Here is a 24,904-nt window from a genome sequence, read left to right on the forward strand (position 1 = left end):
GATCAACCGTGACGCTCACCCTGCTGCCCGCCGTCGACGTCGCCGACGGCCAGGCCGTCCGCCTCGTGCAGGGCGCCGCCGGCACCGAGACCGGCTACGGCGACCCGCTGGAGGCGGCGTTGGCCTGGCAGCACGACGGTGCGCAGTGGGTGCATCTGGTCGACCTCGACGCCGCGTTCGGCCGGGGCTCCAACGCCGAGCTGCTCGCGGACGTGGTCGGTCGTCTCGACGTCAAGGTCGAGCTTTCCGGCGGCATCCGCGACGACGCCTCGCTGCGCGCCGCGCTGGCCACCGGCGCGGCCCGGGTCAACATCGGTACGGCCGCACTGGAGGACCCGGTGTGGTGCGACCGGGTCGTCGGCGAGTACGGGGACCGCGTGGCGATCGGGCTCGACGTGCGCGGCCGCACCCTGTCCGCCCGCGGCTGGACCCGCGACGGCGGTGACCTCTTCGAGGTCCTCGAACGCCTCGACAAGGCCGGCGCGGCCCGGTACGTGGTCACCGACATCACCAAGGACGGCACGATGCGCGGACCCAACCTGGACCTGCTGCGCGACGTCTGCTCCCGTACACCCGCGCCCGTGATCGCCTCGGGCGGCGTCTCGAAACTCGACGATCTGCGCGCGCTGGCCACCCTGGAAGACGCCGGGGTCGAAGGCGTGATCGCCGGCAAGGCGCTCTACGCGGGCGCGTTCACGGTGCGCGAGGCCCTGGCGGTGCTGGCGTCGTGAGCGTCGCGGTCCGGGTGATTCCCTGTCTAGACGTCGACGCGGGCCGGGTGGTCAAGGGCGTCAACTTCGTCGACCTGCGCGACGCCGGCGATCCGGTGGAGCTCGCCGCGGCCTACGACGCGGCCGGCGCCGACGAGCTGACCTTCCTCGACGTGACCGCGTCGTCCGACGACCGGGGCACGATGCTCGACGTGGTACGGCGTACCGCCGAGTCGGTGTTCATCCCGCTGACCGTCGGCGGCGGGGTCCGCTCGGTGTCCGATGTGGACACCTTGCTGCGGGCCGGCGCCGACAAGGTGGGCGTCAACACCGCGGCGATCGCGCGGCCGGAGCTGGTGAGCGAGATCGCGCAGCGGTTCGGCAACCAGGTGCTGGTGCTCTCGCTGGACGTGCGCCGCTCGCCCTTCGGCGGGTTCCAGGTGACCACGCACGGCGGGCGCAAGGAGACCGGGCTCGACGCGGTCGAATGGGCGAAGCGGGTCGCCGACCTCGGTGCGGGGGAGATCCTGCTCAACTCGATGGACGCCGACGGCACCAAGGCCGGCTTCGACCTGGAGCTGATCCGGGCCGTCCGGGCGGTCGTCGACATCCCGGTGATCGCCAGCGGCGGCGCGGGGACGACCGCCCACTTCCCGCCGGCCGTCGACGCGGGCGCGGACGCGGTGCTGGCGGCCAGCGTGTTCCACTTCGGAGACCTGCGGATCGGCGACGTGAAGACGGCACTGCGCGAGGCGGGTCACCCCGTACGCGGCTGATCTGATCCCACACAGAACCGGATCCGGCGGTCCTGCGTCTTGGAGGCGAGAGGATGTCGTCGGCATACGGGGAGTGGCATGAGAGCGCTGTCGACCATCGGTCGCGTGGAGGCGCCCGTCAGCAGGGTTACACCTTCGGCAGAGGCGGAGTTCACCGCCTTCGTCACCGCCAACTACGGTCGGCTGCTGCACATCGCCGACCTGATCATCGGTGACGCCGGGCGGGCCGAGGAACTGCTCCAGACCGTCCTGACCCGCACCTACCTGCGGTGGTCCAGGGTCAGGCAGGACAACCCGCTGGGGTACGTGCGCACCGGGCTCGCCAACGCGCGCACCGACTGGTTGCGCCGTGGCCTCGGGCGGGAGCGGCCGACCGCGATCGTGCCGGTCACCGCACTGACCGCGGACCACTCCGAGCAGGTGGTCGGGCGCGACGCGGTGCACCGTGCGCTCGCGGTGCTCACGCGGCGGGAGCGGGCGGTGGTGGTCCTGCGCTTCTACGAGGATCTCAGCGAAGCCGAGATCGCCCGGACCCTCGACATCGCGGCCGGCACGGTGAAGAGCACCTGTGCGCGCGCCCTCGTGAAGTTGCGCCTCTCGCCCGACCTTCAAGAAGGGAACCGGTCGTGAACACCATCGAGGATCTGCGGGCCGCGCTCGACTACCCGGACCAGCCAGCCAGCCCGGACACCGGCGCCATCATCGCGCGCGGGCGGCGCCGGCGAACGGTCCGCCGGGCCGCGGTGGCCGGCGGGCTGGCCGCGGTCGTCGCGACGGTCGTGGCTGTGAACCCGTTCGGCGGTGGTCCGGAGCTCCGCCAGGGCATGGCGCTGGACGGCACGGCGCCGGCCCCGGCCCTGATCGCGGCGGCGGGGACGGGTGTGGAGGAGGCCCCCGAACGGTTCGACCCGCTGATGCGTACGTTGCACATCGGTTGGGTCCCGGGCGGTTTGAGGGGCGGGTCGGCGGAGGTCAGCGTCACGGAGCAGAGCTTCGGTGCCAAGGACAAGGACTGGGCCGACGGAGGTACGGACCTGGGCCTGTTCCTGGTGGTGCTGGCCAAGGGCCGACCGATCACGGACTTCTCCGACGGTGCCCTCGGGCTGCCCATGGGGGCGGTGGAACGCGAGACGGAGGACATCAACGGCCGGCCCGCGGTGTGCCTGAGCGATCCAGCGGTACGTGGCTCGTGTCCCGCGCTTCGCTGGGAGTACGCGCCGGGCGCGTGGGCACGCGTCTCGTACGGCGGCAGTGCCGGTCCGACGCCCGAGGCGGCGGCGGCCGTGGCCCGCAAGGTGGCCGAGTCGGTGTGGCTCACCGCGGCCGAGCCCGTCCGGCTGCCGTTCACGCTCACCGGAGCGACCGCGGACCTGCCCGCCGTGCGCACGTTCGTCTCGATCGCCGAGCCCGGGTACCCGGACTACGAGGGGCAGGTCTGGTCCGCGAGCATTGCGGTTGCCCAGACGGCCGCCGAAGCCGAGAAGCCTCCCGGCGAACGCCGGCAGGTGTCCTTCGAAGCCCGCAAGTCCGTGGACCCCGGATCCCGTATGCGGGCGGACCCGGAGCCGAACGCGACCGTAGGCGGGCACGACGCCTGGGTGGCCGACACCGAAATGATCGTCTGGAACGTGTCCGGAACCCGGGCAGTGACCTGGTACGAGAATTGGGACGCCGACCCGAGGACCGCCTACGCCGACCTGCGCATGATCAAGGATCCCGCCGACCCCGCCGACTGGCCCGTGGTCAAGCGCTAGTCGGCGGGCTCGGTCCGCCCGGCGTACTCCAGGATCGCCGCAGCGTGGTCGGCATCGTCCAACGTCCAGTCGCTGTCGTCCGGGATCGGACGGCGGAGCAACTGGGCATAGACGGTGTCGACCGCGCCCACGCCGGACCGGCGGGCGCGCCAGAGCGTGCCGCCGGCGGAGGTGACCCGGAACCAGCCGTCGGCCACCGTGATCAGCCCGGCGCCGGTCAGGCGCCGGACCGCTTCCTCGACCTCACGCCGGCCCGGTAGCAACTGGCGCAGGTGGTCGGCCATCGAGAGCACGTCGGCCAGCCGCACGCCCTCGGGTCGTCGAGTTGTCGCCGAGCGCATGTGTCGCCCGGCGCCGTTCGCCATCACCACCGAGACGAAGATCCAAGCATCGGATCGTCGCCAGCCGTCTTGCCCCATGGAGCAATGATGCCAACGTCAACGACCCATGAACATTGGTGTGATCTTTCGTTTACCTGAAACCTTCACCAGGTTCGATGCATCATGCAGTCGGTTCGGCGATCGGTTGACCACCGATCCGGGGTGGCGAGGGGCGCACGGTGAACAGCGGAATGAAGACGTGGTTCAACGGTCCGATGAGGAGCGCGTACGCCACCGTGCCGATGCCGACAGTGCCTCCCAGCAGCACACCCGCGCCCAGCACGCCCACCTCGATCACCGTCCGGGTGAGCCGGATCGAGCGGCCGGGCTTGCGCCCCACCCACCCGGTCATCAGCCCGTCCCGAGGCCCCGGCCCGAGCCGCGCGCCGATGTAGAGGCCGCCGGCGACCCCGTTGAGCACGATGCCGAGAACCAGGAAAGTGATCCGCACCGGCAGCCCGTCCGGCGTCGGGAACAGGGCCAACGAGGCGTCGACGGCGAGGCCGATGATGACGATGTTGCTGACGGTGCCGATGCCCGGCTTCTGCCTCAGCGGGATCCAGAGCAGCAGGACGGCCGCACCCACGATGATCACGATGGTGCCGAACGAGAGCCCGGTCTTCTCCGCGAGACCCTGGTGGAACACGTCCCAGGGGTCCAATCCCAGGGTGGCCTCGATCTGGAGTGCCATGCTCGCCCCGTACAACACCAGGCCCAGGAACAACTGGGTGAGCCGGCGGGGAAGCCGGTCACGCAAGGCCATGGGGTGGTGCGGGTGGTTGCTCTCGGACGCCATGCATGCAACTCTGAAGGCCAATTGGTTCGGTGTTGAAGAGCCAATTCGCGAGGAGTGGATATGACAAGCCTGGTCCGGGGTAGCCAACTCGCCCGCCTGCTCGGCCACTGGCACGCGTTGCCGGGCCGTCGCAAGAACCCCGACTACGCGGCCCTGGCCGGGGCGGTCCGGGGCCTGCTCGCCGACGGACGGTTGCCCCTGGGCATCCGGCTGCCCGCCGAGCGCGAGCTGGCCGAGTCACTCAAGGTCAGCCGGACCACCGTGACGGCCGCGTACCGGGAGCTGCGCGACAGCGGCCACCTCACCAGCCGCCGCGGCGCCGGGAGCTGGACCACCCTCCCCGGCGGCCACCGGGTGGCCAGCACCGGCCTGTGGACCCCGCTCAACGACCTCGGCATGATCGACCTCGGCTGCGCCGCGCTGGCCGCGCCGCCCGAGCTGATCCCCGCCGCCCGCGCCGCGGCCGACGAGCTGCCGCGCTACCTCGGCGACGCCGGCTACCACCCGACCGGCCTGGTCGAACTGCGCGAGGCGGTCGCCCGCGGTTTCACCGACCGCGGCCTGCCGACCAGCCCTGACCAGATCATGGTGACCAGCGGCACCCAGCAGGCGCTCGACCTGGTGCTGCGGCTGACGGTCCAGGCCGGCAACGGCGTGCTCATGGAGTCACCCACGTACCCCAACGCCCTCGCGGCGCTGTCCGCGCGCCGGGCCAGGATCACCACGCACGGCCTGGACCCGGCGAACGGCTGGGACGGCGAACTGCTGCTCAGCGCGCTACGCCAGAGCACGCCTCGCTTGGCCTATGTCATTCCGGAGTTCCACAACCCGACCGGCCACCTGATGCCGGCCGACCTGCGCGAGCGGATGGTCGCCGCGGCCCACGCCACCGGCACCGACCTGGTCGTCGACGAGTCGTTCGTCGACCTCCCGCTGGACGGGGTCGAGATGCCACCACCGGTGGCGATGTTCGACCGCCACTCCCGCGTGATCACCATCGGCGGCATGAGCAAGCCGTACTGGGGCGGCCTGCGCATCGGCTGGGTCCGCGCCTCGGCCCCGACGGTCCAACGACTGGCGGCCCTGCGGGTCGGCGTCGACATGTCCAGCCCGGTGCTGGACCAACTCGTAGCCGCCCAACTCCTGGACCGCGCCGACACGATCGTCCCGGCCCGCCGCCTGCAACTCGCCGCCCAACGCGACGCGCTGCTGGACGCACTGGCCGAACACCTACCGGAGTGGCGGGTCCAGACCCCACACGGCGGCGTGACGCTGTGGGCAGAGCTCGACGGACCGATCTCCAGCGCCCTGGCCCGAGCGGCCGAGGAGGTCGGGGTGCGGCTGGCTCCGGGGCCTCGGTTCGGCCTGGACGGGACGCTGGAACGCTTCCTGCGACTGCCGTACACGCTGCCGGAGGGCGACCTGATCGACGCGGTCAAGCGAATCGCCACGGTCCGCTACGACCTGGACCACGCCCCCCACCCAGGCTGGCGCAAACCAGTCGTCATCGCCTGACGCAAAAGCCCTGTGGCGGCAGGCATCCGCAAGCTCAGCAGCTAGAAGACGTGAACAGCCGGTCCCCCGTCGGAGTGTCGCCACCCGGCGGAGCACACCCGCTTCCCCCGCCACATGGATCGGCCCGCCCGGGTGGCGTGGGACTGCCACCCGGGCGGGCCGATCTGTGCTGTCTAGATCTCGGCCAGCGTGCCTTCGTACATCTTGTTGATCTCCGTCTGGAAGTTGGCCTCGACGCCGCGGCGCTTGACCTTCATCGACGGGGTGATCTCGCCGTCCTCGATCGTCAGGTCGCGGGAGAGGATGGTGAACTTCTTGATCGTTTCCCAGCGGTTGAGCTTCGCGTTGAGCTCGGCCACGTGGCCCTCGACCATCTCGCGGGCCTGTGCCGATGCGACGATCTCCGCGTAGGGCTTGCCGGCCAGCTCGCCGCCCGCCGCCCAGGCCGCGATGGCGTCCGGGTCCAGGGTGATCAGCATCGTGCAGAAGTTGCGGGCCTGGCCGACCACGATCGCCTGTGAGGTGTACGGGCAGATGGCCTTGAACAGGCCCTCGATGTGGGACGGGGCGATGTACTTGCCGCCCGACGTCTTCACCAGGTCCTTCTTGCGGTCGGTGATCTTCAGGAAGCGGTCTTCGCTGATCTCGCCGATGTCGCCCGTGCGGAAGAAGCCGTCCTCGGTGAACGCGGCCGCGGTCTCCTCGGGCAGGTTGTGGTAGCCGCGCATCACCGGCGTGCCGCGGAGCAGGACCTCGCCGTCGGAGTCGATCTTGCACTCGAGGTCGCCGAGCGGCTGGCCGACCGTGCCGATGCGCAGGCCGCCCGGGCGGTTGACGAAGTTGCCCGCGCTCGTCTCCGTCAGGCCGTAGCCCTCGGAGATCGGCAGGCCCGCGGCGGCGAAGAACTCGGAGATGTCGACGCTGAGTGGGGCGGCGCCGGACACCAGCGTGCGGATGTTGCCGCCCAGCCGGGCCTGGAGCTTGCTGAACACCAGCTTGTTGGCGATCGCGTACTGAATCTTGAGGCCCGCGGGCACCGGCTGGTCGGCCTGCTCCAGCTTGACCTTGCGCCTTCCGGTGGCGACCGCCCACCCGAAGATCTTGGCCTTGGCGCCGCCCTCGGAGGTGGCGTTGGTGATCGCCTTGTTGTAGACCTTCTCGAAGATCCGGGGCGCGCCGCACATCAGCGTCGGCTTCACCACGCCGAGGTTGTCGACCAGCACGTCGATCCGGCCGTCGACGTAGGTCGGCAGGCCGACGTGGATGATGCCGCACAGCAGCGTCTTGCCGAACGAGTGCGACAGCGGCAGCCAGAGGTATTGCAGGTCGTCGGCCCGCAGGATGCCCAGGTCGGCCTGCGCCACGGCCTCCCAGCACCAGCCGGCGTGCAGCAGCTCGACGCCCTTGGGACGGCCGGTGGTGCCGGAGGTGTAGATCAGCGTGGCCAGGTGGTCCGGGGCGATCTCGGCGACGAGCCGCTCGATCAGCTCCGGGTCGCCGGCCAGCGCGGCAGCGCCCTGCTTCTCCAGGTCGGCCATCGTGAGCTGGGGCGGGCTGGCGGCCGGGTCGGCGTCACCGTCGATCAGGACGACGTGGGTGACCGCGGGTAGGTTCGCGCCGGCCAGCTTGCCGGCCTGCATGGCGTTCTCCGCGATGACGACCTTGGAGCCTGAGTCGGCGATGATGAACGTCGCGTCCTCCGGCTCGGTGGTCGGGTAGACCGTGGTGGTCGCCGCGCCCGCGCACATGATGCCGAGGTCGGCGATGACCCACTCGAGGCGGGTGTTGGCGAGGATGGCGACGCGCTCCTCGGCGCCGACGCCGAGGCCGTTCAGGCCGGCCGCGAGCGAACGCGCCCGCTCGCCCACCTGCTGCCAGGTCATCCACTGCGGACCGGACGCACCCGGGTAGCCCAACGCCCGCGCGTCGGGCGAAGCGGCGACACGCTTGAGGAACATGTCGGGGATCGACCGGTAAGGGACATCGAGCGACATATCCGGAAACCACCTTTAGTTGGCCATGTGATCGTGGTCACTCTGACGGTTGCTACCGAAGAGTATGGCTAACCGGTGCGTCGATGCCAGTCCCTGAGCGTACGTGTCGATCATGGGCTGACCAGGGTCTTTATCCTGGACTCAGGGGTGGTAGCGGAGGGCGCCCAGGGACCAGTCGTACGTGCCGCGTAACCAGCGGCGCCGGGACTGCAACATCCGGGACAATCTGCCGTCCGCGTCGGCCAGCACCTCGGCCTCCAACGCGCCGTAAGCAGCCAGTCCGGCGTTGTACCGCGCCGCCGCCTCGGTCAGGGCCGCCCGCTCCGGCCAGTTCAGCTCGTACGCGATGACGGTGGCCAGGTTGTGCCCGTCGCGCAGGCGTTCCTTCCCGTACGAGAAGACGTCGTTGCACCAGCACACGAGATCGGCGGCCAGTAGGTCGAGCCGGACCACCCGCGGGTCGACCCGGTCGACGGTGGCCGCCAGACCGTCCGTGGCCAGGTCGGTGAGCGCGAAGCTGGGCAGCACGGCACCGGTGTGCCGGCGCATCTGCACGTACTCGGCGAACCGGGGCACGCGGTGCAGTTGCCGGTTGGTCGCCTCCCAGAGCAGGGCGAACAGGTACTCGCGGAAGGCCGCGGCGAACTTGAGCAGCCCGCCCGGCCGGCCCAGCGCGCGGACCCGGCGGCAAAGGTCGTGCAGCGCGGCCGCGGTCGGCCCGGCCGGCTGGTAGCCCGCGTGCGCGGTGGTGCCGAACCGGTCGACCACCTCGAGCAGCGGCGCCAGGGCGGGCGCGAGCCGAGCCGGGTTGGCGCCGAGCTCGTCCTCGTCGCACCGGTCGTCGAACGCGAACAGCCAGGTGATCAGGTCGGCCAGCAGCCGGACCGCCGACAGGGGCACCTCCGGGCAGGCCCGCGCGGCGAGCTCCGCGGCGTTGGCGCGCGCCAGCCGTTCCCGGGCCGCCGCCGACGGCACCAGCCCGAACGCGTCCGCCCAGTCGGCCGAGTGCGCGGCGACCTCGGCGACCGCCTCGTGGACAAGCGCCTCGTACGGCGGCGGGGTCAAGGCCGTCACCGCGAACGTCCGCATCCCACCCCCAGCCCGTACCCGATGATGTCTGGCGACCGGGCGGCGAGGGAACGGGTGGTTCGGTCGATGCCTCAGATCTTCAGCGGGGAAGTCCGCAGCCGATCGGCCAGCGCGGGCGGACCGTCGATCTGAACCCGGGTGGCCCGCTGCCGTCCGGACAGGAAATAGGCCAGCTCGCCGGGCGCACCGACCAGCCGGAGCCGCTCACCGCCGGTGCCGGCGGTGACCTCGCCGAACCCGGGCGCCTGCACGAGCAGCGCCGCCGGGAACTTGCGCAGCCGGAGCCGGGCGATCAGGGACGCGGTCTTCCAGAGCGCCGCCTGGTCCTCCTTGGGCAGGTCGCGGGGCTGCCAGCCGGGCTGGGCCCGACGGACGTCCTCGTGGTGCACGAAGAACTCCAGGCCGTTGGTCATCCCCTCGACCAGTGGGTTGCTGACCGGGCTCCACAACGGTGGGTTTCGGACCAGTTCGACCAGGTCCGGGTACGGTCGGGCGGCGAACGAGCGCAGCGTGTTGCGGGCGTGCGACCGCAGCGGGGGGATGAACATGCCGAGGCTGGTGTCGGGCCGGCGCTCCCGGATGACCAGATGGGCGGCCAGGTCGCGGGCGACCCAACCGTCGCACATGGTCGGCGCTTCGGGGCCGACCGTGCTGAAAAGGTCGGCAAGTTTCCGACGTTCGGACCGTACGAACCGCGACATGGCGAGAATCGTAGCCAGGGTGAGCCAAATCTAAACACCTGTGATCGTGGACACATGGAATACCCGCTCGCCCGGAGGGCTTGGGTCCGGTAAGGATTACGGTGGAATTTCGCGGCTTACTCCCAGTGGGTAGCCGGGCGGTCAGACAGAGGGGCAAAACATAGTGGCGAGCGTGACCAGTCGGGACGTGCTCGCCCGGGGCTTCCGCGTGCTCGGCCGGGCCATTCGCGACGAACCGCGCATCTTCGCGTTCGCGGTCGGCGGCAGTGTGCTCTTCGGCGGCCTGGTCGTGGGCAGCGCGTACGTGATCGGGCACATCGTCGGGAAGATCATCGTGCCGGCCATCGAGGACGGTGCGGTCAACAACGCGCTGCTCTGGCTGGGCGCGCTCGCGGTGCTGGCGATCAGCGTGTTCCGGGTGGTCGGCATCTTCGGCCGCCGGCTCGGTGCCGGCTACATGCAGTTCCGCCTCCAGGCGCGCTACCGGCGGCTGGTCACCGGCCGCTACCTCGACCTCCCGCTCTCCTGGCACCACCGGCACGCGACCGGCACGCTGCTGTCCAACGCCAACTCCGACGTCGAGGCCGCCTGGTTCCCGATCGCACCCCTGCCGTTCGCGGTCGGCACGCTGGTGATGCTGATCGGTGCCGTCGGGTCGCTCTTCCTGACCGACTGGGTGCTCGCGCTGGTCGGCCTGACCACCTTCGCCGGGCTCTTCCTGATCAACGTCTTCTACTCGCGCCGGATGGCGCCGCGCCAGGCCCGCGCCCAGCTCATGCGGGGCGAGGTCAGCGCGATCGCGCACGAGAGCTTCGACGGCGCGCTGGTGGTCAAGACGATGGGCCGCGAGGGTCAGGAGACCGACCGCTTCGCCGGCCAGGCCCGCGAGCTACGCGACGCGCTGATCTCGGTCGGCCGGCTGCGGGGCCTGTTCGACCCCCTGATGGAGACGCTGCCGAGCCTGGGCACGCTGGCCGTGCTGCTCGTCGGCACGTTCCGGCTGCGGGCCGGCGACATCTCGGTGACCGACCTGGTCAGCATCGCGTTCCTGTTCACCGTGCTGGCCTTCCCGGTCCGCGCGATCGGCTGGGTGCTGGCCGAGCTACCGCGCAGCGTGGCCGGCTGGGACCGGCTCCAGCACGTGCTCACGGCCACCGGCGAGATGCGGTACGGCACGACAAGCCCGGAAAAAGCAGACAGTCCCGCGCGGCTCGCCTTCGACAACGTCGACTACGCCTACCCCCTCGGCGCCGAGACCGACGACATGGCCGCCGCCGCGACCGGCGAGGAGCACGGCCCGACCGTCCTGCACGACATCAGCCTCGTCGTCCCCGAGGGCCGCACGGTCGCACTGGTCGGCCCGACCGGCTCCGGCAAGTCGACGATCGCCTCCCTCGCCGTCCGGCTGGTCGACCCCGCCACCGGCACGATCAGCATCGACGGCCACGACCTGCCGGACCTGACCGCCGCCGCGCTGGCCGACAACGCCGCGCTGGTCGCGCAGATCCCGTTCATCTTCGACGACTCGGTGCGCGCCAACGTCGCCCTCGACCGGCCCGGCATCGACGACGACGCGGTCTGGGCCGCGCTGCGCCTCGCCCAGGCCGACGAGTTCATCGCCCGCCTGCCCGAGGGCCTCGACACGATGGTCGGCGAGCGCGGCACCTCGCTGTCCGGCGGCCAGCGCCAGCGCCTCACGCTGGCCCGGGCCCTGGCCGGCCGGCCCCGGCTGCTGGTGCTCGACGACGCCACCAGCGCGGTCGACCCCCGGGTCGAGGCGGCGATCCTGGCCGCCCTGCGCGGCGGGGAGCAGCCCACCTCGATCATGGTGGTCGCCTACCGGCGGGCCACGATCGCGCTCGCCGACGAGGTCGTCTACATCGAGCACGGCCGGGTGGTCGCCGCCGGCACCCACAGCGAACTGCTCTCGACCACGCCGGGGTACGTCGACCTGGTCACCGCCTACGAGCGGGCCGAGGCCGAACGGGAGCGCGAGCACGCGTACGAGGAAGGGGCGGTGACCGCGTGACCACGACCGTCACCGCACCCGCGAAAGCCAAGGTCACCGACGACGCGAGGGAGGAGCGGCCCGAGTCCACCTGGGCCACCATCCGGCGCGGCCTCTCCCTCTCGCCCGAGCTGCGTATCGGCCTGGCCGGCACCCTGTTCTTCGCGATCATCTCGATGATCGGTCGGGCCGCCGTGCCGGTCGCCATCCAGCAGGCCATCGACAAGGGCATCGCCGGCCCCGGCGGGCTCGACGTCGGCTTCGTCGGCACCGTCGCGGCGATCACCGCCGGCGTGCTCGCGGTGACCACGCTGTGCGGCTACCTGATGATGCGGCGCCTGTTCACGGTCAGCGAGACGGCGCTGGCCAACGTGCGGGTGCGCACCTTCCGGCACATCCACGACCTCTCGATGCTGCACCAGCAGTCGGAGCGGCGCGGTTCGCTGGTCTCCCGGGTGACCAGCGACATCGACCAGATCACCCAGTTCCTCCAGTGGGGCGGCGTGATCCTGATCATCAGCGCCGGCCAGCTCCTGGTCACCGCCGGCGTGATGGCCTTCTACTCGTGGCAGCTCACGCTCGTCGTGCTGGTCGCGTTCGCGCCAGCGGTGTTCGTGATCCGGGCCTTCCAGAAGCGCCTGGCCGGCGCGTACGGGCTGGTCCGCCAGCGGATGGGCGCCCTGCTCGCGGCCGTGTCGGAGAGCGTCGTGGGCGCGCCGGTCATCCGGGCGTACGGGGTCTCCGAGCGCACCCGGACCCGGCTCAACACCGCCATCGACGGACACAAGACGTCCCAGATGCGCGCCCTGCGTACCAGCGTGATCGGCTTCTCCAGCGGCGAGATCGCGGCCGGCCTGGCCACCGCCGCGGTGGTCGTGGTCGGCGTCCAGCTCGGCATCGGCGGCGCGCTGACGATCGGCCAGCTCACCGCGTACCTCTTCCTGGTCACGCTGTTCATCCAGCCGGTGCAGATCGCCACCGAGGTGCTCAACGAGGCCCAGAACGCGGTGGCCGGCTGGCGCCGCGTGCTCGACGTGCTCGACGTCTCGCCCGACGTGGCCGACCCCGGCGAGCGGGGTGTCGAGCTGCCGGCCGGGCCGATCGACGTGCGTTTCCAGGACGTCTCCTTCACGTACGGCGGCCCGATCGTGCTCGACGACGTGGACCTGGACATCCCGGCGAAGACGCGCGTGGCCGTGGTCGGCGAGACGGGCAGTGGCAAGACCACGTTCGCCAAGCTGCTCACCCGGCTGATGGACCCGACGACGGGCACGGTCCGGCTGTCCGGCGTGCCCCTGGGCCAGCTCCGCTTCGACTCGCTGCGCTCTCGCGTCGTGATGGTGCCGCAGGACGGCTTCCTGTTCGACGCGACGGTGGCCGAGAACGTGCGGTTCGCCCGCCCGGACCTCACCGACGCCGACCTCTCGCTGGCGTTCACCGAGCTCGGTCTGACCGACTGGGTCGAGAGCCTGCCGAACGGACTGTCGACCCGGGTGGGCGAGCGCGGAGAGGCGCTCAGCGTCGGCGAGCGGCAGTTGGTCGCGCTGGCCCGGGCGTACGTGGCCGACCCCGACCTGCTCGTGCTCGACGAGGCGACCAGTGCCGTCGACCCGGCCACCGAGGTCCGCCTCCAGCGCACGCTCGACGCGGTGACCCGTGGCCGCACCACGGTCGCGATCGCGCACCGACTGTCGACCGCGCAGGCCGCCGACGAGGTGATCGTGGTCGACAAGGGCCGCGTCGTGCAGCGCGGCCCGCACGACAAGCTGGTCCAGGACGCGGGCTCCGTCTACGGCAAGCTCTACGCGAGCTGGCTGGAGCAGACCCGCTAAGCCCTCTCGAACACCGAGAGCTGGAAGGTCAGGAGCCGGTCCCGGGGCTCGTCCGGGTCGGGCAGGTCGCGCAGGCCCTGCACGATCGGCATGACGGTCGAGACCCAGACGGCCCCGTCGACGTTCCACAGGTAGGACCAGGCGCGGGTCTCGATCGTCTCGGCGATCTGGTTGGGCGACGTGGCCGCCGCGCCGACCGTCACCTCCCGGCTCTCGCGGGTGCGCAGCCCGGCGGAGGTCGCGGCGGCCAGCACCGCCTCGGGCAGGTCCACCCGGTCGCGCCCGGGGAGACCGGCCAGCAGCGGCGCGAAGGCGTCGTGGCGGTCGCGGTCGTTGCTCGCGGACAGGGCCAGCACCCGTCCGCCGGGCCGGACCACCCGCACCGCCTCCGCGAACGCCGCCGCCACGTCGACGATCACGTGCAGGGCACCGGCGAAGAAGGCGTTGTCGACCGAGGCGTCGCGCACCGGCAGCCCGCGGGCGTCACCGACGGCGACCCGTGCGCCGAGCCGGGTGTGCGCGTGCGTGAGCATGGCGGGGGAGAGGTCGACACCGACGGCGGGCACGCCGTGCACCTGGGCCAGCGCGGCGGCGACCAGCCCGGTGCCTACGCCGATCTCCAGCACGCGACCGGGCAGCAGGTGGGGTGCGAGCGCTTCGGCGAACTGCCGACCGCGCTGTTCTCCACCCCGCGTCTGGTCGTAGGAGTCGGCGACCCGGTCGAACGGCAGGGACTCGGCCATGCGCGCCAGGCTAGCCCGGGGCATCGGGCGACCGCGGGTTGGGCCGGACGCGCGGACAGGCCGCGGCTCAGCCCGCGGCGTCGGGCGGGGGCAGGCTGGCCCAGACGCCGGACAGGCTGCGCTCAACCCGCGGTGTCGGGCGGCGGCGGGCTGGCCCAGACGCCGGACAGGTCGCCGAAGACGTAGCGTTGGATGGTCGGGCCGATGGCGGCGACCAGCACCTCGGGCGACGCCGACGCCAACGGCTCGATCTTGATCACGTATCGGGCCATGGCCAGCCCGGCGAGCTGGCTGGCCACCAGGCTGACCCGCATGGGTGCCTCGGCCGGCGGCATGGGCACGAGCTGCCGCACCCGGCGCAGCACCTGGCTGACGACGAACTCCCGGAACAGCTTGGCCGTCCACTCGCTGCTCACCGCCGAGCGCAGCATCGCCACGCCGGCCTTGCCCGCGGGCGAGTCCCAGATCGACAGGAAGAACCGGACCAGCCGCTCGCCGATGGCGTCCTGGTCGCCGGCGAGCACCTCCGGGATCAGCTCACCGGGGTCGAGCGGCGCGTTCATCGCCGCCAGGAACAGCTTGTCCTTGGTGCCGAAATAGTGGTGCACCAGCGCCGGGTCGACGCCGGCGCCGGTCGCGATGTGGCGGATCGAGGCACCGTCGTACCCCTTCTCCGCGAAGGCGGTGCGGGCGGTCGCGAGGATCGCGTCGCGGGTGTCGGGGTTGCCGGGCCGGCGGCCGGTCCGTCTTACCATCAGTTGCCCTTCGGTGCTTCGGGTCGGGCGTCGCTTTTCGTGGCGACGCCCGACCCCTTTGGTCAGGCCGTGCGGCGGCGCAGCGTGGTGGCGCCGAGGAGGAGCGCGAGGATGATCGCGCCCACCACGATGCCAAGGTCCCGCCACATCGTGCCGGTCGGGTCGGCGTGCGCGCCGACCTCGGTGAGTGCCTCCACCGAATAGGACAGTGGCAGCACGTCGCTGATCACTTGCAACCAGCCGGCCATCGAGTCCCGGGCGACGAACAGCCCGCAGAGCAGGATCTGCGGGATCGCCACGACCGGCATGAACTGCACGGCCTGGAACTCGGTGCGGGCGAACGCGCTGCACAGCAGGCCGAGCGCGACGCCGAGCACGGCGTTGGCCACCGCGATCACGATGACCAGCCAGAGGCTGCCGGCGGTGTCCAGGTCGAACAGCCAGTAGGCCAGCCCTGCCGCGACCGTCGCCTGCACGGCGGCGACGAGGCCGAACGCGATGCCGTAGCCGAACAGCAGGTCGAGCTTGCCGACCGGCGTGGTGAAGAGGCGCTCGAGCGTGCCACTCGTGCGTTCGCGCAGCATCGCGATGCTGGTGATCAGGAACATGATGATGAACGGGAAGATGCCGAGCATGACCAGTGCGATCCGGTCGAACATCGGACCCTGTCCGTCGAACATGAAATAGAGCAGGGTCAACAGCAGCAGGGGTACGACGATGACGAGCCCGATCGTGCGGCGGTCATGCCGGAGCTGCCGGACGATCCGGCCGATCGTGCTGGCGAGGATGTGTGGAGACATCACGCGGCCGCCTTCTCCTGTTGACGGATGATGCGCAGGAACGCCTCGTCGAGGTCGTCGGTGCCGGCCGTCGCCTTGATCGCCGCCGGGGTGTCGTCGCCGATCAGGTGGCCGTCGCGGATCAGCAGCAGCCGGTCGCAGCGGTTGGCCTCGTCCATCACGTGGCTGGAGACCAGGATCGTCGCGCCGTCGGCGGCCAGGCCGCGGAACCGCGCCCACAGCTCGTCGCGGAGCACCGGGTCCTGGCCGACGGTGGGCTCGTCGAGGACGAGGACCTCCGGCCGGCCGACGATCGCGCAGGCCAGCGAGGCCCGGCTGCGCTGCCCGCCGGACAGGTTGCCGACGAGTTGGTGCGCGGCGCCGGAGAGCCCGACGCCGTCGAGAGCGGCCTCCGCGTCAGCGGCCCGAAGTCCGTAGAGCGAGGCGAAGTAGCGGGCGTTCTCCCGGACCGTGAGGTCGTCGTAGACGCTGGGGGCCTGCGTCAGGTAGCCGATCTTGCGCCGGAGCGGCGGGGAGCCGGCCGGCTCGCCGAGGACGGTGACCCGCCCCGAGGCGACGAGCTGCACGCCGACCACGGCGCGCATGAGCGTGGTCTTGCCGCTGCCGCTGGGCCCGAGCAACCCGGTGATGCTGCCGCGCGGGATGGCGCAGCTGAACCCGTGCAGCACCTCGCGCTTTCCGCGGTTGATCACGAGGTCGGTGACCTCGATCGCGGTCTCCATCGTTCCTCCGTCTCTGAAATTCAACGCCTGTTGAACTCAACGGTAGATGAAATAGATGGGTGTACGCAAGCGAACGCCCCGGCCCCCCTTCGTTCGGGGGACCGGGGCGTTGTGGTTCTTGCTCTAGAGCGCGAGCACCCGGTCGAGGAAGTCGCGGTAGCGGCGCATCGCCACCCGCATCGCCTCGGTGTCCGGCGCGTCGGAGTCGCGCCGCGGGTCGAGCTCGACCTGCTCGGCGAGCAGCGTCTCGGCGAGCTGCTGCACCGCGCGGGCCACCAGGGCCTGCGCGTGCCCGAGGGCCTCGGTCGGCTCGTCGACGAACTGCGCCTTGACCTCGTGCCACTCGGACTTCAACGCGTCGGCCGCGTCGGCACTCCACACCGCGATCCGGGTCTCCGGCACGTCACCCGGACGCAGCGGCGGCCCGCTGACCGGGCGCACCTCGGCGGCCGGCGACCCGAGGTCGGTCAACGTCGGGGCGGCGACGACCGGCTCCGCGTGCGCGTGCGGGCTCGGCGGGAACTCCACCGTGTCCCCAGCCTCTTCCGCCGCGTCGGCCGGCTCGTCGCTCTCAGCCAGGTCGTCGACCGGCTGAGGAGCTTCGGCGGTCTCCACCAGACCCTCGTCGTCGGCGGCGACCTCCTCGGCCGGTGCGTCGACGGCGGCGGTCTCGACGAGTTCCTCGCCCGCGACCTCGTCGGCCTCGGGCTCTTCGTCGGCGTCCGCGACCGCCTCGGCCGCGGGCTCGTCCGCGTCGTCGCTGTCAGAGGCCGCCTCGGGCTCCGCCTCGACGTCGTCGGCTTCGGCTTCGGGCTCAGCCTCGACGTCGGTCGCCGCCTCGGGCTCGCCCTCCGCGTCAGCCTCGGGCTCCGCCGCGGTCTCGGCGACCGCTTCGGGCTCCTCGTCCGCGGTGTCTCCGTCGTCAGTGGCGGCCTCGGAGTCGCTCTCGACCTCCGCGTCGGCCTCCGCCTCGATGTCGGTGTCGACGTCCGGCGCCGCTTCGTCCTCGGTCGTCTCGACGACGGCTTCGGGCTCCGCGTCGGCGGTGTCCTCGTCGTCGGTCTCGGTAGCGGCCTCAGGCGCCGCCTCGACCTCGGTCTCCGCGACGGCTTCCGGCTCGTCGTCCGCGGCCTCGTCGTCGGTCGCGGCCTCTGCCTCGGTCTCGGCAACGGCTTCCGGCTCGCCGTCGGTCGCGACCTCGGAGTCGGCCTCCGCCTCGACGTCGGTGTCGGTCGCCGCTTCGGCGACGGCCTCAGGCTCGCCGTCCGCAGCGTCCTCGTCGTCGGCGGGTTCGGCCGCTGCCTCGTCCTCGGTCTCAGTGACCGCTTCGGGCTCGGCGTCAGCGGCAGCCTCGTCCTCGGTCTCGGCGTCCGCGTCGGCCTCGGTGACCGCCTCGGGCTCCGCGTCAGCGGTGTCCTCGTCGTCGGTCTCAGCCGCGGCCTCAGGCGCCGCTTCAGCCTCGTCCTCGGCGACAGCTTCCGGCTCGGCGTCCGCGTCGGCCTCGTCGTCGGCAGCCTCGGGCGCTGCTTCAGCTTCGGTCTCGGTGACGGCCTCGGGCTCCGCGTCAGCGGTGTCCTCGTCGTCGGTCTCAGCCGCGGCCTCAGGCGCCGCTTCAGCCTCGTCCTCGGCGACAGCTTCCGGCTCGGCGTCCGCGTCGGCCTCGTCGTCGGCAGCCTCGGGCGCTGCTTCAGCTTCGGTCTCGGTGACGGCCTCGGGCTCCGCGTCAGCGGTGTCCTCGTCCGCGGCCTCGGTGGCCGCCTCGGGATCGGTCTCGACCTCACCGTCCGCGCCGGCCTCCGCCTCGTCGTCCGCGACTTCGGTGACGGCTTCGGCTTCCGCCGGCGCCCCACCTTCGGCCTCGTCCTCGGTGTCGGTCGCGGTCTCGGTGACGGCTTCGGCTTCCGCCGGCGCCTCGTCCTCGTCGTCCGTCGCGGTCTCGATGACAGCCTCGGCTTCGGCCGGTGCCTCGTCCTCGGCCTCCACCTCGTCCTCGGCGTCGGCGTCGGTCGCGGTGACTGCCTCGGCTTCCGCCGGCGCCTCGCCTTCGGCCTCGTCCTCGGTGTCGGTCGCGGTCTCGGTGACGGCCTCGGCTTCCGCCGGTGCCTCGTCCTCGACCTCAGCGTCGGTGTCCGTGTCGGTCGCGGTGAGTGCTTCGGCTTCGGCCGGTGCCTCGTCCTCGGCCTCCACCTCGTCCTCGGCGTCGGCGTCGGTCGCGGTGACTGCCTCGGCTTCCGCCGGTGCCTCGCCTTCGGCGTCGTCCTCGGTGTCGGTCGCGGTCTCGGTCTCGGTCTCGGTGAGAGCCTCAGCCTCAGCCTCTGCCGGTGCCTCGTCCTCGACGGTCGCCGCCTCAGGCTCCGGGTCGGTCACGGTGTCGGTGGTGGCGACCACGTCGGCGTCCACAGTGGCGGCGGCCGGCTCGTCGCCCTCGGCCGGTGCGTCGGTGGTGGTCGCGGCCTCTTCGGCCAGCAGAGCCTGCCATTCACGCTCGAACTCCGGGTCGGCTGCGGCCGCGGCGGCGGCGGTCTCTGCCGCTTCCTCCGCGTTCTCGGCGACGACCGGCTCGGCCTCGACCACCTCCGCGGCGGCCGCCTCGGCCTCCGCCACCGCCGAAGCGTCCGCCGCGTCCAGCGCCGCCTCGGCGTCGCCGGGGGCCACGGCCGGGGTGGTGGTGCTGTCCGATTCGGACTCCGTGGATGCGGGAGCGGTCGCCCACGGGGAGCCGGACGTGTCGGGAGCGTTCAGGAACTGGGTCGCGATCGGGGGGAGCGGCTGCGCGGTCGGTTCACCCGGACGGATGACCGGGGTCTCGATCGTGGTCTCGGTCAGGGCAGCCGACACCGGGCCGGCCGGCTCGGTGGTCTCCGCAGCCTGGGCCGCGGCGAGGGCGTCGAGTGCCGACACCGGGCTGTCGTCGCCGGGTGGGCGCTGGCCGGGCAGGGAGATAGTGGGCTCGCCCTGGTCGGGCTGGGAGTGGGGCTGGGGCTGCATGCGGGTGATTTCCTTCCGTCCGCTCCGTCAAGACCCGGCCGGGCGATGCCAGGATGGGGGGCGCCGGACAGGTGGGGGAGACGGGACGCGACTGCCGGAACGGAACGCGTCGGGCCCGTGTGCCGGTTGGACACGGGTGGACGCGCGGAAAGGGCAGGGGAGCGCCCCGCCGGTGAGTGGAGAAACCCGGGCGGCGCACGCTCAAACTACCGCGACGTGAGCCGGAGCACAGCCCCTGATTTCGCTCAGATATCCCCAGGATGTGGTCCTGCCGCCGGTACGGAACAATTGGTCGGGTGGCCGTACCAGAATCGGGTCTCGACCCTGCGATCGCTGCCCGTCTGAAGCGCACCGACGACGGGCTGGTGCCCGCTGTCGTCCGCCGGCACGACGACGGCGAGGTGCTGATGCTCGCCTGGATGAACGACGAGGCGCTGCATCGCACGCTGACCACCGGCCGGGCCACCTACTGGTCGCGCAGCCGCCACGAGATCTGGGTCAAGGGCGAGACCTCCGGCCACCACCAGTACGTGAAGTCCGCCGCCCTCGACTGCGACGGCGACACCATCCTGCTGACCGTCGAGCAGATCGGCCCCGCCTGCCACACCGGCACGCCCACCTGCTTCTCCGACGAGCTGACGGTGGGCGCATGACCACGGGGGCGGTGACACCGACCCTCGAAGAGTTCGCCGACCTGGCGCGCACCGGACGGGTCGTGCCCGTCACCCGGCGGCTGCTCGCCGACGGCGAGACCCCGGTCGGCGTCTACCGCAAGCTCGCCGGCGGCCCGGGCACCTTCCTGTTGGAGTCGGCCGAGCAGGGCGCGGGCAGCGCCGGCACGACCTGGTCGCGCTACTCCTTCGTCGGCGTACGCAGCGCCGCCACGCTGGTCGAGCGCGGCGGACGGGCCGAATGGCTGGGCACTCCGCCGGAGGGCGTGCCGGCCGACGGCGACCCCGTCGACGTGCTGCGGGCGACCGTCGCCGCACTCACCGGCGGGCGGCACGACCCCGACGGGCCGCCGTTGACCGGAGGCATGGTCGGCTACCTGGCGTACGACCTGGTCCGCCGGTTCGAACGCCTGCCCGAGCTGGCCGACGACGAGCTCGGCGTGCCCGAGCTCGGCATGATGCTGGCGACCGACCTGGTGGTGCTGGACCACTACGCGGGCTCGGCGATCCTCGTCGCCAACGCGATCCTGCCGCCCGACGCGACCCAGGAAGGCATCGCGGCCGCCTACCACCACGCGGTCGGCCGGCTGGACGCGATGACCACCTCGCTGTCCCGGCCGACCCCGCCGATGATCTCCACGATCGACCTGCCTCCGGCCGAGCCGAGGTTGGAGAGCCGGACGCCGGACGGCGGCTACCCCAAGGCGGTGGAGCTCGCCAAGGAGGCGATCCGGGCCGGCGAGTGCTTCCAGATCGTCGTCTCGCAGCGGTTCGAACGCCGCACCACCGCGGACCCGCTCGACGTCTACCGGGTGCTGCGGACCACGAACCCCAGCCCGTACATGTATCTGCTGCGGTTCGACGACTTCGACATCGTGGGCTCGTCGCCGGAGGCGCACCTCAAGGTCACCGACGGCCGGGCGCTGCTGCACCCGATCGCCGGCACCCGCCCGCGCGGGCGCGACCAGCGGCACGACAACGAGCTCGCGACCGAGCTTCTCGCCGACCCCAAGGAGCGCGCCGAGCACGTGATGCTGGTCGACCTGGGCCGCAACGACCTGGGTCGGGTCTGCGTGCCGGGCACGGTCGAGGTGCCGGAGTTCGCCACCATCGAGCGCTACAGCCACGTCATGCACATCGTCTCGACCGTGGTGGGGCAGCTCCACCCCGACCGGACCGCGTTCGACGCGCTGGCGGCGACGTTCCCGGCCGGCACGCTGTCCGGTGCGCCCAAGGTCCGGGCGATGGAGATCATCGAGGAGCTGGAGCCGGCCCGCCGGGGCGTCTACGGCGGCACCGTCGGCTACCTCGGCTTCGGCGGCGACCTCGACATGGCCATCGCCATCCGCACGGCGCTGATCCGCGACGGCGTGGCCTACGTGCAGGCCGGTGCCGGCATCGTCGCCGACTCCGACCCGGCCGCCGAGGAGCGGGAGACCCAGAACAAGGCCGCCGCGGTCCTGGCCGCGATCGGCGCGGCCGAGACGCTGCGGGCGGCGCGATGAGCGGGAGAAAAGGCCTCACCCTGACCGTGCTGCTCTGCATCGTGGGTGCCGGCCTGGCGTTCATCGGCGCGGGACGCACCTGGGAGAGCGGCTACACGCACAACGTCGCGCCGCTGCCGCCGTCGAGCTTCGACCAGACCGGTGGCGACCTCGTGCCGGGCCTGGCCGCGCTGGCGCTGGTCGGGCTGGCCGGCGCCGGGGCCCTGCTGGCCACCCGGGGCTGGGGGCGCCGCGTCGTGGGCGTACTCCTGGTGCTGGTGGGTGTGGGTCTGCTGGCCCTGTCGCTCGGGCGGGCTTTCGACGCCAGCACCGCGTGGCCGGCGCTCACCGCGGCCGGCGGAGTGCTGGTGGTGCTCAGTGGGCTCGCGGCCGCAGCGGCCGGCCACCGCTGGCCGGCGATGGGGGCGCGCTACGAGCGGTCCCCGAAGAAGTCGGTGGGGGGCACCACCGACACCTGGAACGCCCTGGACCGCGGTGAGGACCCGACGGTCAGGTGAGTGAGCGCGCCTTGACCTTCGCCACGCGCGGCATGGTGACGATCATCGCCACGTGACGCCGCACCTCGTCGCGCTGGTCGGCGCGGGCCCGGTCGGCACAGATGGCCTCCCAGGCGTTGCCGCGCGCCGTGCGGACGCGGTCTCCGGCGACCACCCGCGACGCGCTGTCGATGACCCCGTACGCCGCGGACAGAACGGCCCGTGGAAGGTCCGCTATCCCGCCCTGCTGCCGTGCCAGTGTGTTGTCCATAGCCCGCCCCGATGAACAAGTCCCCTGTGGTCGGTGCACAAGTGGCCACCGTCGACCAGTTTGCCCGACGACATCCTCCGCGAGGGCTGTTTCGCCAGAGTGTCCGACCCGTGGCGGATGCGGTCCCCATCACCCCCTTAGTAACCGGCGGCACACCCACGGTGGGACGGGCCGGGCATTATGCCCGACCACGCGGGGTGAGACGGCCCATACCCCGGACGCTGTCCGCCGTCCGGCGGGCCATAGCATCGGGCGCATGACACCCGGAAAGGGGAGTCCGTTGGTGAATGCTGATGAACCGCAGGGTGACGACGGCGCCAACCCGGCGGCGCCGGTGAGTGTCCTCGACGAGATCATCGCGGGCGTGCGCGAAGACGTCGAAAGTCGGCAGCAGCAGGTGCCACTGGAAGAGGTCAAGCGGCTCGCCGCCGCCGCGCCCCCGCCCCGCGACGCCCACGCGGCGCTGCGCCGGCCCGGTGTGGCGGTGATCGCGGAGGTCAAGCGCGCGTCACCGTCCCGCGGCCAGCTCGCCGACATCCCCGACCCTGCCGAACTGGCCAGTGAATACGCGGGCGGCGGAGCCCGCTGCATCAGCGTGCTCACCGAGGGCCGATGGTTCGGCGGCTCGCTGGACGACCTGGCCGCCGTGCGCGCCGCGGTCGACATCCCGGTGCTCCGCAAGGACTTCGTGGTCTCCAGCTATCAGGTGCACGAGGCGCGGGCGCACGGTGCCGACATGGTGCTGCTGATCGTCGCCGCGCTCGAGCAGAACGTGCTGACCGGCCTGCTGGAGCGGATCGAGTCGCTCGGCATGACCGCCCTGGTCGAGGTGCACGACGAGGAAGAGGCCGACCGGGCCATGGAGGCCGGCGCGCGGGTGATCGGCGTCAACGCCCGCAACCTGCGTACCCTCGAGGTAGACCGGTCGGTGTTCGAGCGGATCGCCCCCGGGTTGCCCAACAACGTGGTCAAGATCGCCGAGTCGGGTGTACGCGGGCCGCACGACCTCATCCGCTACGCCTCCGCCGGTGCCGACGCGGTGCTGGTCGGCGAGGGACTGGTGACCCAGAAGAGCCCCCGGGACGCCGTCGCCGAGCTGGTCAACGCCGGCAACCACCCCGCGACTCCGAGGCCGGTGCGATGACCGACGTCCTGCTACCCGACGCCACCGGGCATTTCGGGCCCTTCGGCGGCCGCTTCATCCCGGAGGCCCTGGTCGCCGCGCTCGACGAGCTCGACGCCGCCTACCGGTCCGCCAAGGCCGACCCGGTGTTCGTGGCCGAGTTCGAGGCGATGCTGCGTGACTACGCGGGTGCGCCCTCGTCGCTCTACGAGGCCCGCCGGCTGAGCGCCCAGGCCGGCGCGCGGATCCTGCTCAAGCGCGAGGACCTGCTGCACACCGGCGCGCACAAGGTGCGCAACGTGCTCGGCCAGGCGCTGCTCACCAAGCGGATGGGCAAGCGCCGGGTGATCGCCGAGACCGGGGCCGGCCAGCACGGTGTGGCCGCGGCGACCGCGGCGGCGTACATGGACCTCGAGTGCGTGGTCTACATGGGCGAGCTCGACACCGAGCGCCAGGCGCTCAACGTCGCCCGCATGCGGATGCTGGGCGCCACGGTCATCCCGGTGACCAACGGCTCCCGGACGCTGAAGGACGCGCTCAACGAGGCCCTGCGGGACTGGGTCGCCTCCGTCGACGAGACCCACTATCTGCTGGGTACGGCGGCCGGCCCGCACCCGTTCCCGGAGCTGGTCCGCGACTTCGTGGGCGGCATCGGCCGGGAGGCCCGCGCCCAGTCGCTGGAGCGGCTCGGCGGGCTGCCCGACGCGGTGGCCGCCTGCGTCGGCGGTGGGTCCAACGCGATCGGCATCTTCCACGCGTTCGTACCCGACGAGGGTGTCCGCCTGTACGGGTTCGAGGCGGGCGGCGACGGCGTGAAGACCGGCCGGACGGCCGCGTCGATCACCGCCGGCTCGAAGGGTGTGCTGCACGGCGCCCGCACGTACGTGCTCCAGGACGCCGACGGGCAGACGCTGGAGTCGCACTCGATCTCGGCCGGCCTGGACTACCCGGCCGTCGGGCCCGAGCACGCCTGGCTGCACGACACGGGCCGGGCGATCTACGAGCCGGTCGACGACTCCGAGGCGATGGCCGCCTTCCAGGTGCTCTGCCGCACCGAGGGGATCATCCCGGCGATCGAGAGCGCACACGCGCTGGCCGGTGCGCTGCGGATCATCCCCAAGCTGCGCGAGGAGCTCGGCCGGGAGCCGGTCGTCGTGGTCAACCTGTCCGGACGGGGCGACAAGGACGCGCACACCGCCGGCCAATACTTCGGGATCCTCTGATATGAGCGAGCGAAGCGAGCGCGGTCGGCTCAGCATCCTGTGGTCAGGCTCCGCCGAGCGAAGCGAGGTGGC

At 72.0% G+C, this 24,904-nt stretch carries 23 protein-coding genes; 12 read left to right on the forward strand and 11 right to left on the reverse strand.

What is annotated here, in order from left to right; genetic code table 11:
* Positions 1 to 8: 8 nt before the first annotated feature.
* The 4 genes from priA to BLV39_RS13040 all read left to right on the forward strand — a co-directional run bounded on the left by priA (position 9) and on the right by BLV39_RS13040 (position 3,240).
* Positions 9 to 731 (forward strand): bifunctional 1-(5-phosphoribosyl)-5-((5-phosphoribosylamino)methylideneamino)imidazole-4-carboxamide isomerase/phosphoribosylanthranilate isomerase PriA, encoded by a 723-nt coding sequence (priA, locus tag BLV39_RS13025; RefSeq protein WP_090790574.1) that lies wholly within the window; start codon positions 9 to 11, stop codon positions 729 to 731.
* On the forward strand, positions 728 to 1,486 hold the full coding sequence (gene hisF, locus BLV39_RS13030) for an imidazole glycerol phosphate synthase subunit HisF (RefSeq protein ID WP_090790577.1): 759 nt from the start codon (positions 728 to 730) through the stop codon (positions 1,484 to 1,486). The genes priA and hisF overlap by 4 nt, the downstream gene beginning before the upstream one ends.
* 78 nt (positions 1,487 to 1,564) lie before the next feature.
* Positions 1,565 to 2,116 carry a SigE family RNA polymerase sigma factor gene (locus BLV39_RS13035; RefSeq protein WP_090790579.1) on the forward strand — a complete coding sequence of 184 codons (552 nt, stop codon included), beginning with the start codon at positions 1,565 to 1,567 and terminating at the stop codon, positions 2,114 to 2,116.
* Positions 2,113 to 3,240, forward strand: coding sequence for a hypothetical protein (locus BLV39_RS13040; protein WP_090790581.1), 1,128 nt, complete (start codon positions 2,113 to 2,115; stop codon positions 3,238 to 3,240). The genes BLV39_RS13035 and BLV39_RS13040 overlap by 4 nt, the downstream gene beginning before the upstream one ends.
* Here the strand turns inward: BLV39_RS13040 and BLV39_RS13045 are convergent.
* Both BLV39_RS13045 and yczE read right to left on the reverse strand, forming a co-directional pair.
* Positions 3,237 to 3,659, reverse strand: a complete 423-nt coding sequence (locus BLV39_RS13045; protein WP_090790583.1) for a hypothetical protein — start codon at positions 3,657 to 3,659, stop codon at positions 3,237 to 3,239. The two genes, BLV39_RS13040 and BLV39_RS13045, sit on opposite strands and share 4 nt — an antisense overlap.
* An 82-nt stretch (positions 3,660 to 3,741) precedes the next feature.
* Positions 3,742 to 4,416 carry a membrane protein YczE gene (gene yczE, locus BLV39_RS13050; RefSeq protein WP_373315406.1) on the reverse strand — a complete coding sequence of 225 codons (675 nt, stop codon included), beginning with the start codon at positions 4,414 to 4,416 and terminating at the stop codon, positions 3,742 to 3,744.
* 60 nt (positions 4,417 to 4,476) lie between these two features.
* Between yczE and yczR the strand changes: the two genes are divergently transcribed.
* Positions 4,477 to 5,931 carry a MocR-like transcription factor YczR gene (gene yczR, locus BLV39_RS13055; RefSeq protein ID WP_090790586.1) on the forward strand — a complete coding sequence of 485 codons (1,455 nt, stop codon included), beginning with the start codon at positions 4,477 to 4,479 and terminating at the stop codon, positions 5,929 to 5,931.
* 173 nt (positions 5,932 to 6,104) lie between these two features.
* Here yczR and BLV39_RS13060 read toward each other — a convergent pair whose 3' ends face one another.
* The 3 genes from BLV39_RS13060 to BLV39_RS13070 all read right to left on the reverse strand — a co-directional run bounded on the left by BLV39_RS13060 (position 6,105) and on the right by BLV39_RS13070 (position 9,715).
* Positions 6,105 to 7,925 carry an AMP-dependent synthetase/ligase gene (locus BLV39_RS13060; RefSeq protein ID WP_090790588.1) on the reverse strand — a complete coding sequence of 607 codons (1,821 nt, stop codon included), beginning with the start codon at positions 7,923 to 7,925 and terminating at the stop codon, positions 6,105 to 6,107.
* Positions 7,926 to 8,066: 141 nt separating this feature from the next.
* A complete protein-coding gene (locus BLV39_RS13065) occupies positions 8,067 to 8,999 on the reverse strand; it encodes a terpene synthase family protein (protein WP_239083915.1) in 933 nt (310 codons plus the stop codon).
* A gap of 86 nt (positions 9,000 to 9,085) precedes the next feature.
* The gene (locus tag BLV39_RS13070) at positions 9,086 to 9,715 is read right to left on the reverse strand and encodes a TIGR03085 family metal-binding protein (RefSeq protein ID WP_090790592.1); all 630 of its coding nucleotides are present in this window, start codon (positions 9,713 to 9,715) and stop codon (positions 9,086 to 9,088) included.
* Positions 9,716 to 9,878: 163 nt separating this feature from the next.
* Between BLV39_RS13070 and BLV39_RS13075 the strand changes: the two genes are divergently transcribed.
* Positions 9,879 to 11,744 (forward strand): ABC transporter ATP-binding protein, encoded by a 1,866-nt coding sequence (locus BLV39_RS13075; RefSeq protein WP_239083914.1) that lies wholly within the window; start codon positions 9,879 to 9,881, stop codon positions 11,742 to 11,744.
* Entirely contained in the window at positions 11,741 to 13,555 is a 1,815-nt protein-coding gene (locus BLV39_RS13080; RefSeq protein ID WP_090790594.1) for an ABC transporter ATP-binding protein, read from the forward strand. The genes BLV39_RS13075 and BLV39_RS13080 overlap by 4 nt, the downstream gene beginning before the upstream one ends.
* On the opposite strand, the gene BLV39_RS13085 is transcribed toward BLV39_RS13080, so the two are convergent.
* The 5 genes from BLV39_RS13085 to BLV39_RS13105 form a co-directional block, all read right to left on the reverse strand.
* Entirely contained in the window at positions 13,552 to 14,298 is a 747-nt protein-coding gene (locus BLV39_RS13085) for a class I SAM-dependent methyltransferase (protein WP_204082906.1), read from the reverse strand. The genes BLV39_RS13080 and BLV39_RS13085 overlap by 4 nt on opposite strands.
* Positions 14,299 to 14,420: 122 nt before the next feature.
* Positions 14,421 to 15,053: a TetR/AcrR family transcriptional regulator gene (locus tag BLV39_RS13090; protein WP_090790598.1), complete on the reverse strand. Its 633-nt coding sequence runs from the start codon at positions 15,051 to 15,053 to the stop codon at positions 14,421 to 14,423.
* 62 nt (positions 15,054 to 15,115) lie between these two features.
* Positions 15,116 to 15,853: an ABC transporter permease gene (locus BLV39_RS13095; RefSeq protein WP_090790600.1), complete on the reverse strand. Its 738-nt coding sequence runs from the start codon at positions 15,851 to 15,853 to the stop codon at positions 15,116 to 15,118.
* The gene (locus BLV39_RS13100) at positions 15,853 to 16,575 is read right to left on the reverse strand and encodes an ABC transporter ATP-binding protein (RefSeq protein WP_090790602.1); all 723 of its coding nucleotides are present in this window, start codon (positions 16,573 to 16,575) and stop codon (positions 15,853 to 15,855) included. The genes BLV39_RS13095 and BLV39_RS13100 overlap by 1 nt, the downstream gene beginning before the upstream one ends.
* A 123-nt stretch (positions 16,576 to 16,698) precedes the next feature.
* Entirely contained in the window at positions 16,699 to 19,563 is a 2,865-nt protein-coding gene (locus BLV39_RS13105) for a midas domain-containing protein (protein WP_090790604.1), read from the reverse strand.
* A gap of 296 nt (positions 19,564 to 19,859) precedes the next feature.
* On the opposite strand from BLV39_RS13105, the gene hisI reads away from it, so the two are divergent.
* Genes hisI through BLV39_RS13120 form a run of 3 tightly spaced genes read left to right on the forward strand, consistent with a single transcriptional unit; the run spans position 19,860 to position 22,236 of the window.
* Positions 19,860 to 20,216 (forward strand): phosphoribosyl-AMP cyclohydrolase, encoded by a 357-nt coding sequence (gene hisI, locus BLV39_RS13110; protein WP_308442726.1) that lies wholly within the window; start codon positions 19,860 to 19,862, stop codon positions 20,214 to 20,216.
* Positions 20,213 to 21,739 (forward strand): anthranilate synthase component I, encoded by a 1,527-nt coding sequence (locus BLV39_RS13115; protein WP_090790608.1) that lies wholly within the window; start codon positions 20,213 to 20,215, stop codon positions 21,737 to 21,739. Before hisI ends, BLV39_RS13115 begins: the two co-directional genes overlap by 4 nt.
* Entirely contained in the window at positions 21,736 to 22,236 is a 501-nt protein-coding gene (locus BLV39_RS13120) for a Trp biosynthesis-associated membrane protein (RefSeq protein WP_090790610.1), read from the forward strand. The genes BLV39_RS13115 and BLV39_RS13120 overlap by 4 nt, the downstream gene beginning before the upstream one ends.
* Here the strand turns inward: BLV39_RS13120 and BLV39_RS13125 are convergent.
* Complete coding sequence (locus BLV39_RS13125; protein ID WP_176984918.1) at positions 22,229 to 22,474, reverse strand: hypothetical protein; 246 nt, start codon at positions 22,472 to 22,474, stop codon at positions 22,229 to 22,231. The genes BLV39_RS13120 and BLV39_RS13125 overlap by 8 nt on opposite strands.
* A 295-nt stretch (positions 22,475 to 22,769) precedes the next feature.
* Here BLV39_RS13125 and trpC point away from each other — a divergent pair, with 295 nt between their 5' ends.
* Positions 22,770 to 23,630 (forward strand): indole-3-glycerol phosphate synthase TrpC, encoded by an 861-nt coding sequence (trpC, locus tag BLV39_RS13130; RefSeq protein WP_239083913.1) that lies wholly within the window; start codon positions 22,770 to 22,772, stop codon positions 23,628 to 23,630.
* A complete protein-coding gene (gene trpB / locus BLV39_RS13135; protein ID WP_090790616.1) occupies positions 23,627 to 24,832 on the forward strand; it encodes a tryptophan synthase subunit beta in 1,206 nt (401 codons plus the stop codon). Before trpC ends, trpB begins: the two co-directional genes overlap by 4 nt.
* Positions 24,833 to 24,904: the final 72 nt, after the last annotated feature.

The organism is Asanoa ishikariensis (genome assembly GCF_900107455.1).
Classification (GTDB): Bacteria; Actinomycetota; Actinomycetes; order Mycobacteriales; family Micromonosporaceae; genus Asanoa; species Asanoa ishikariensis.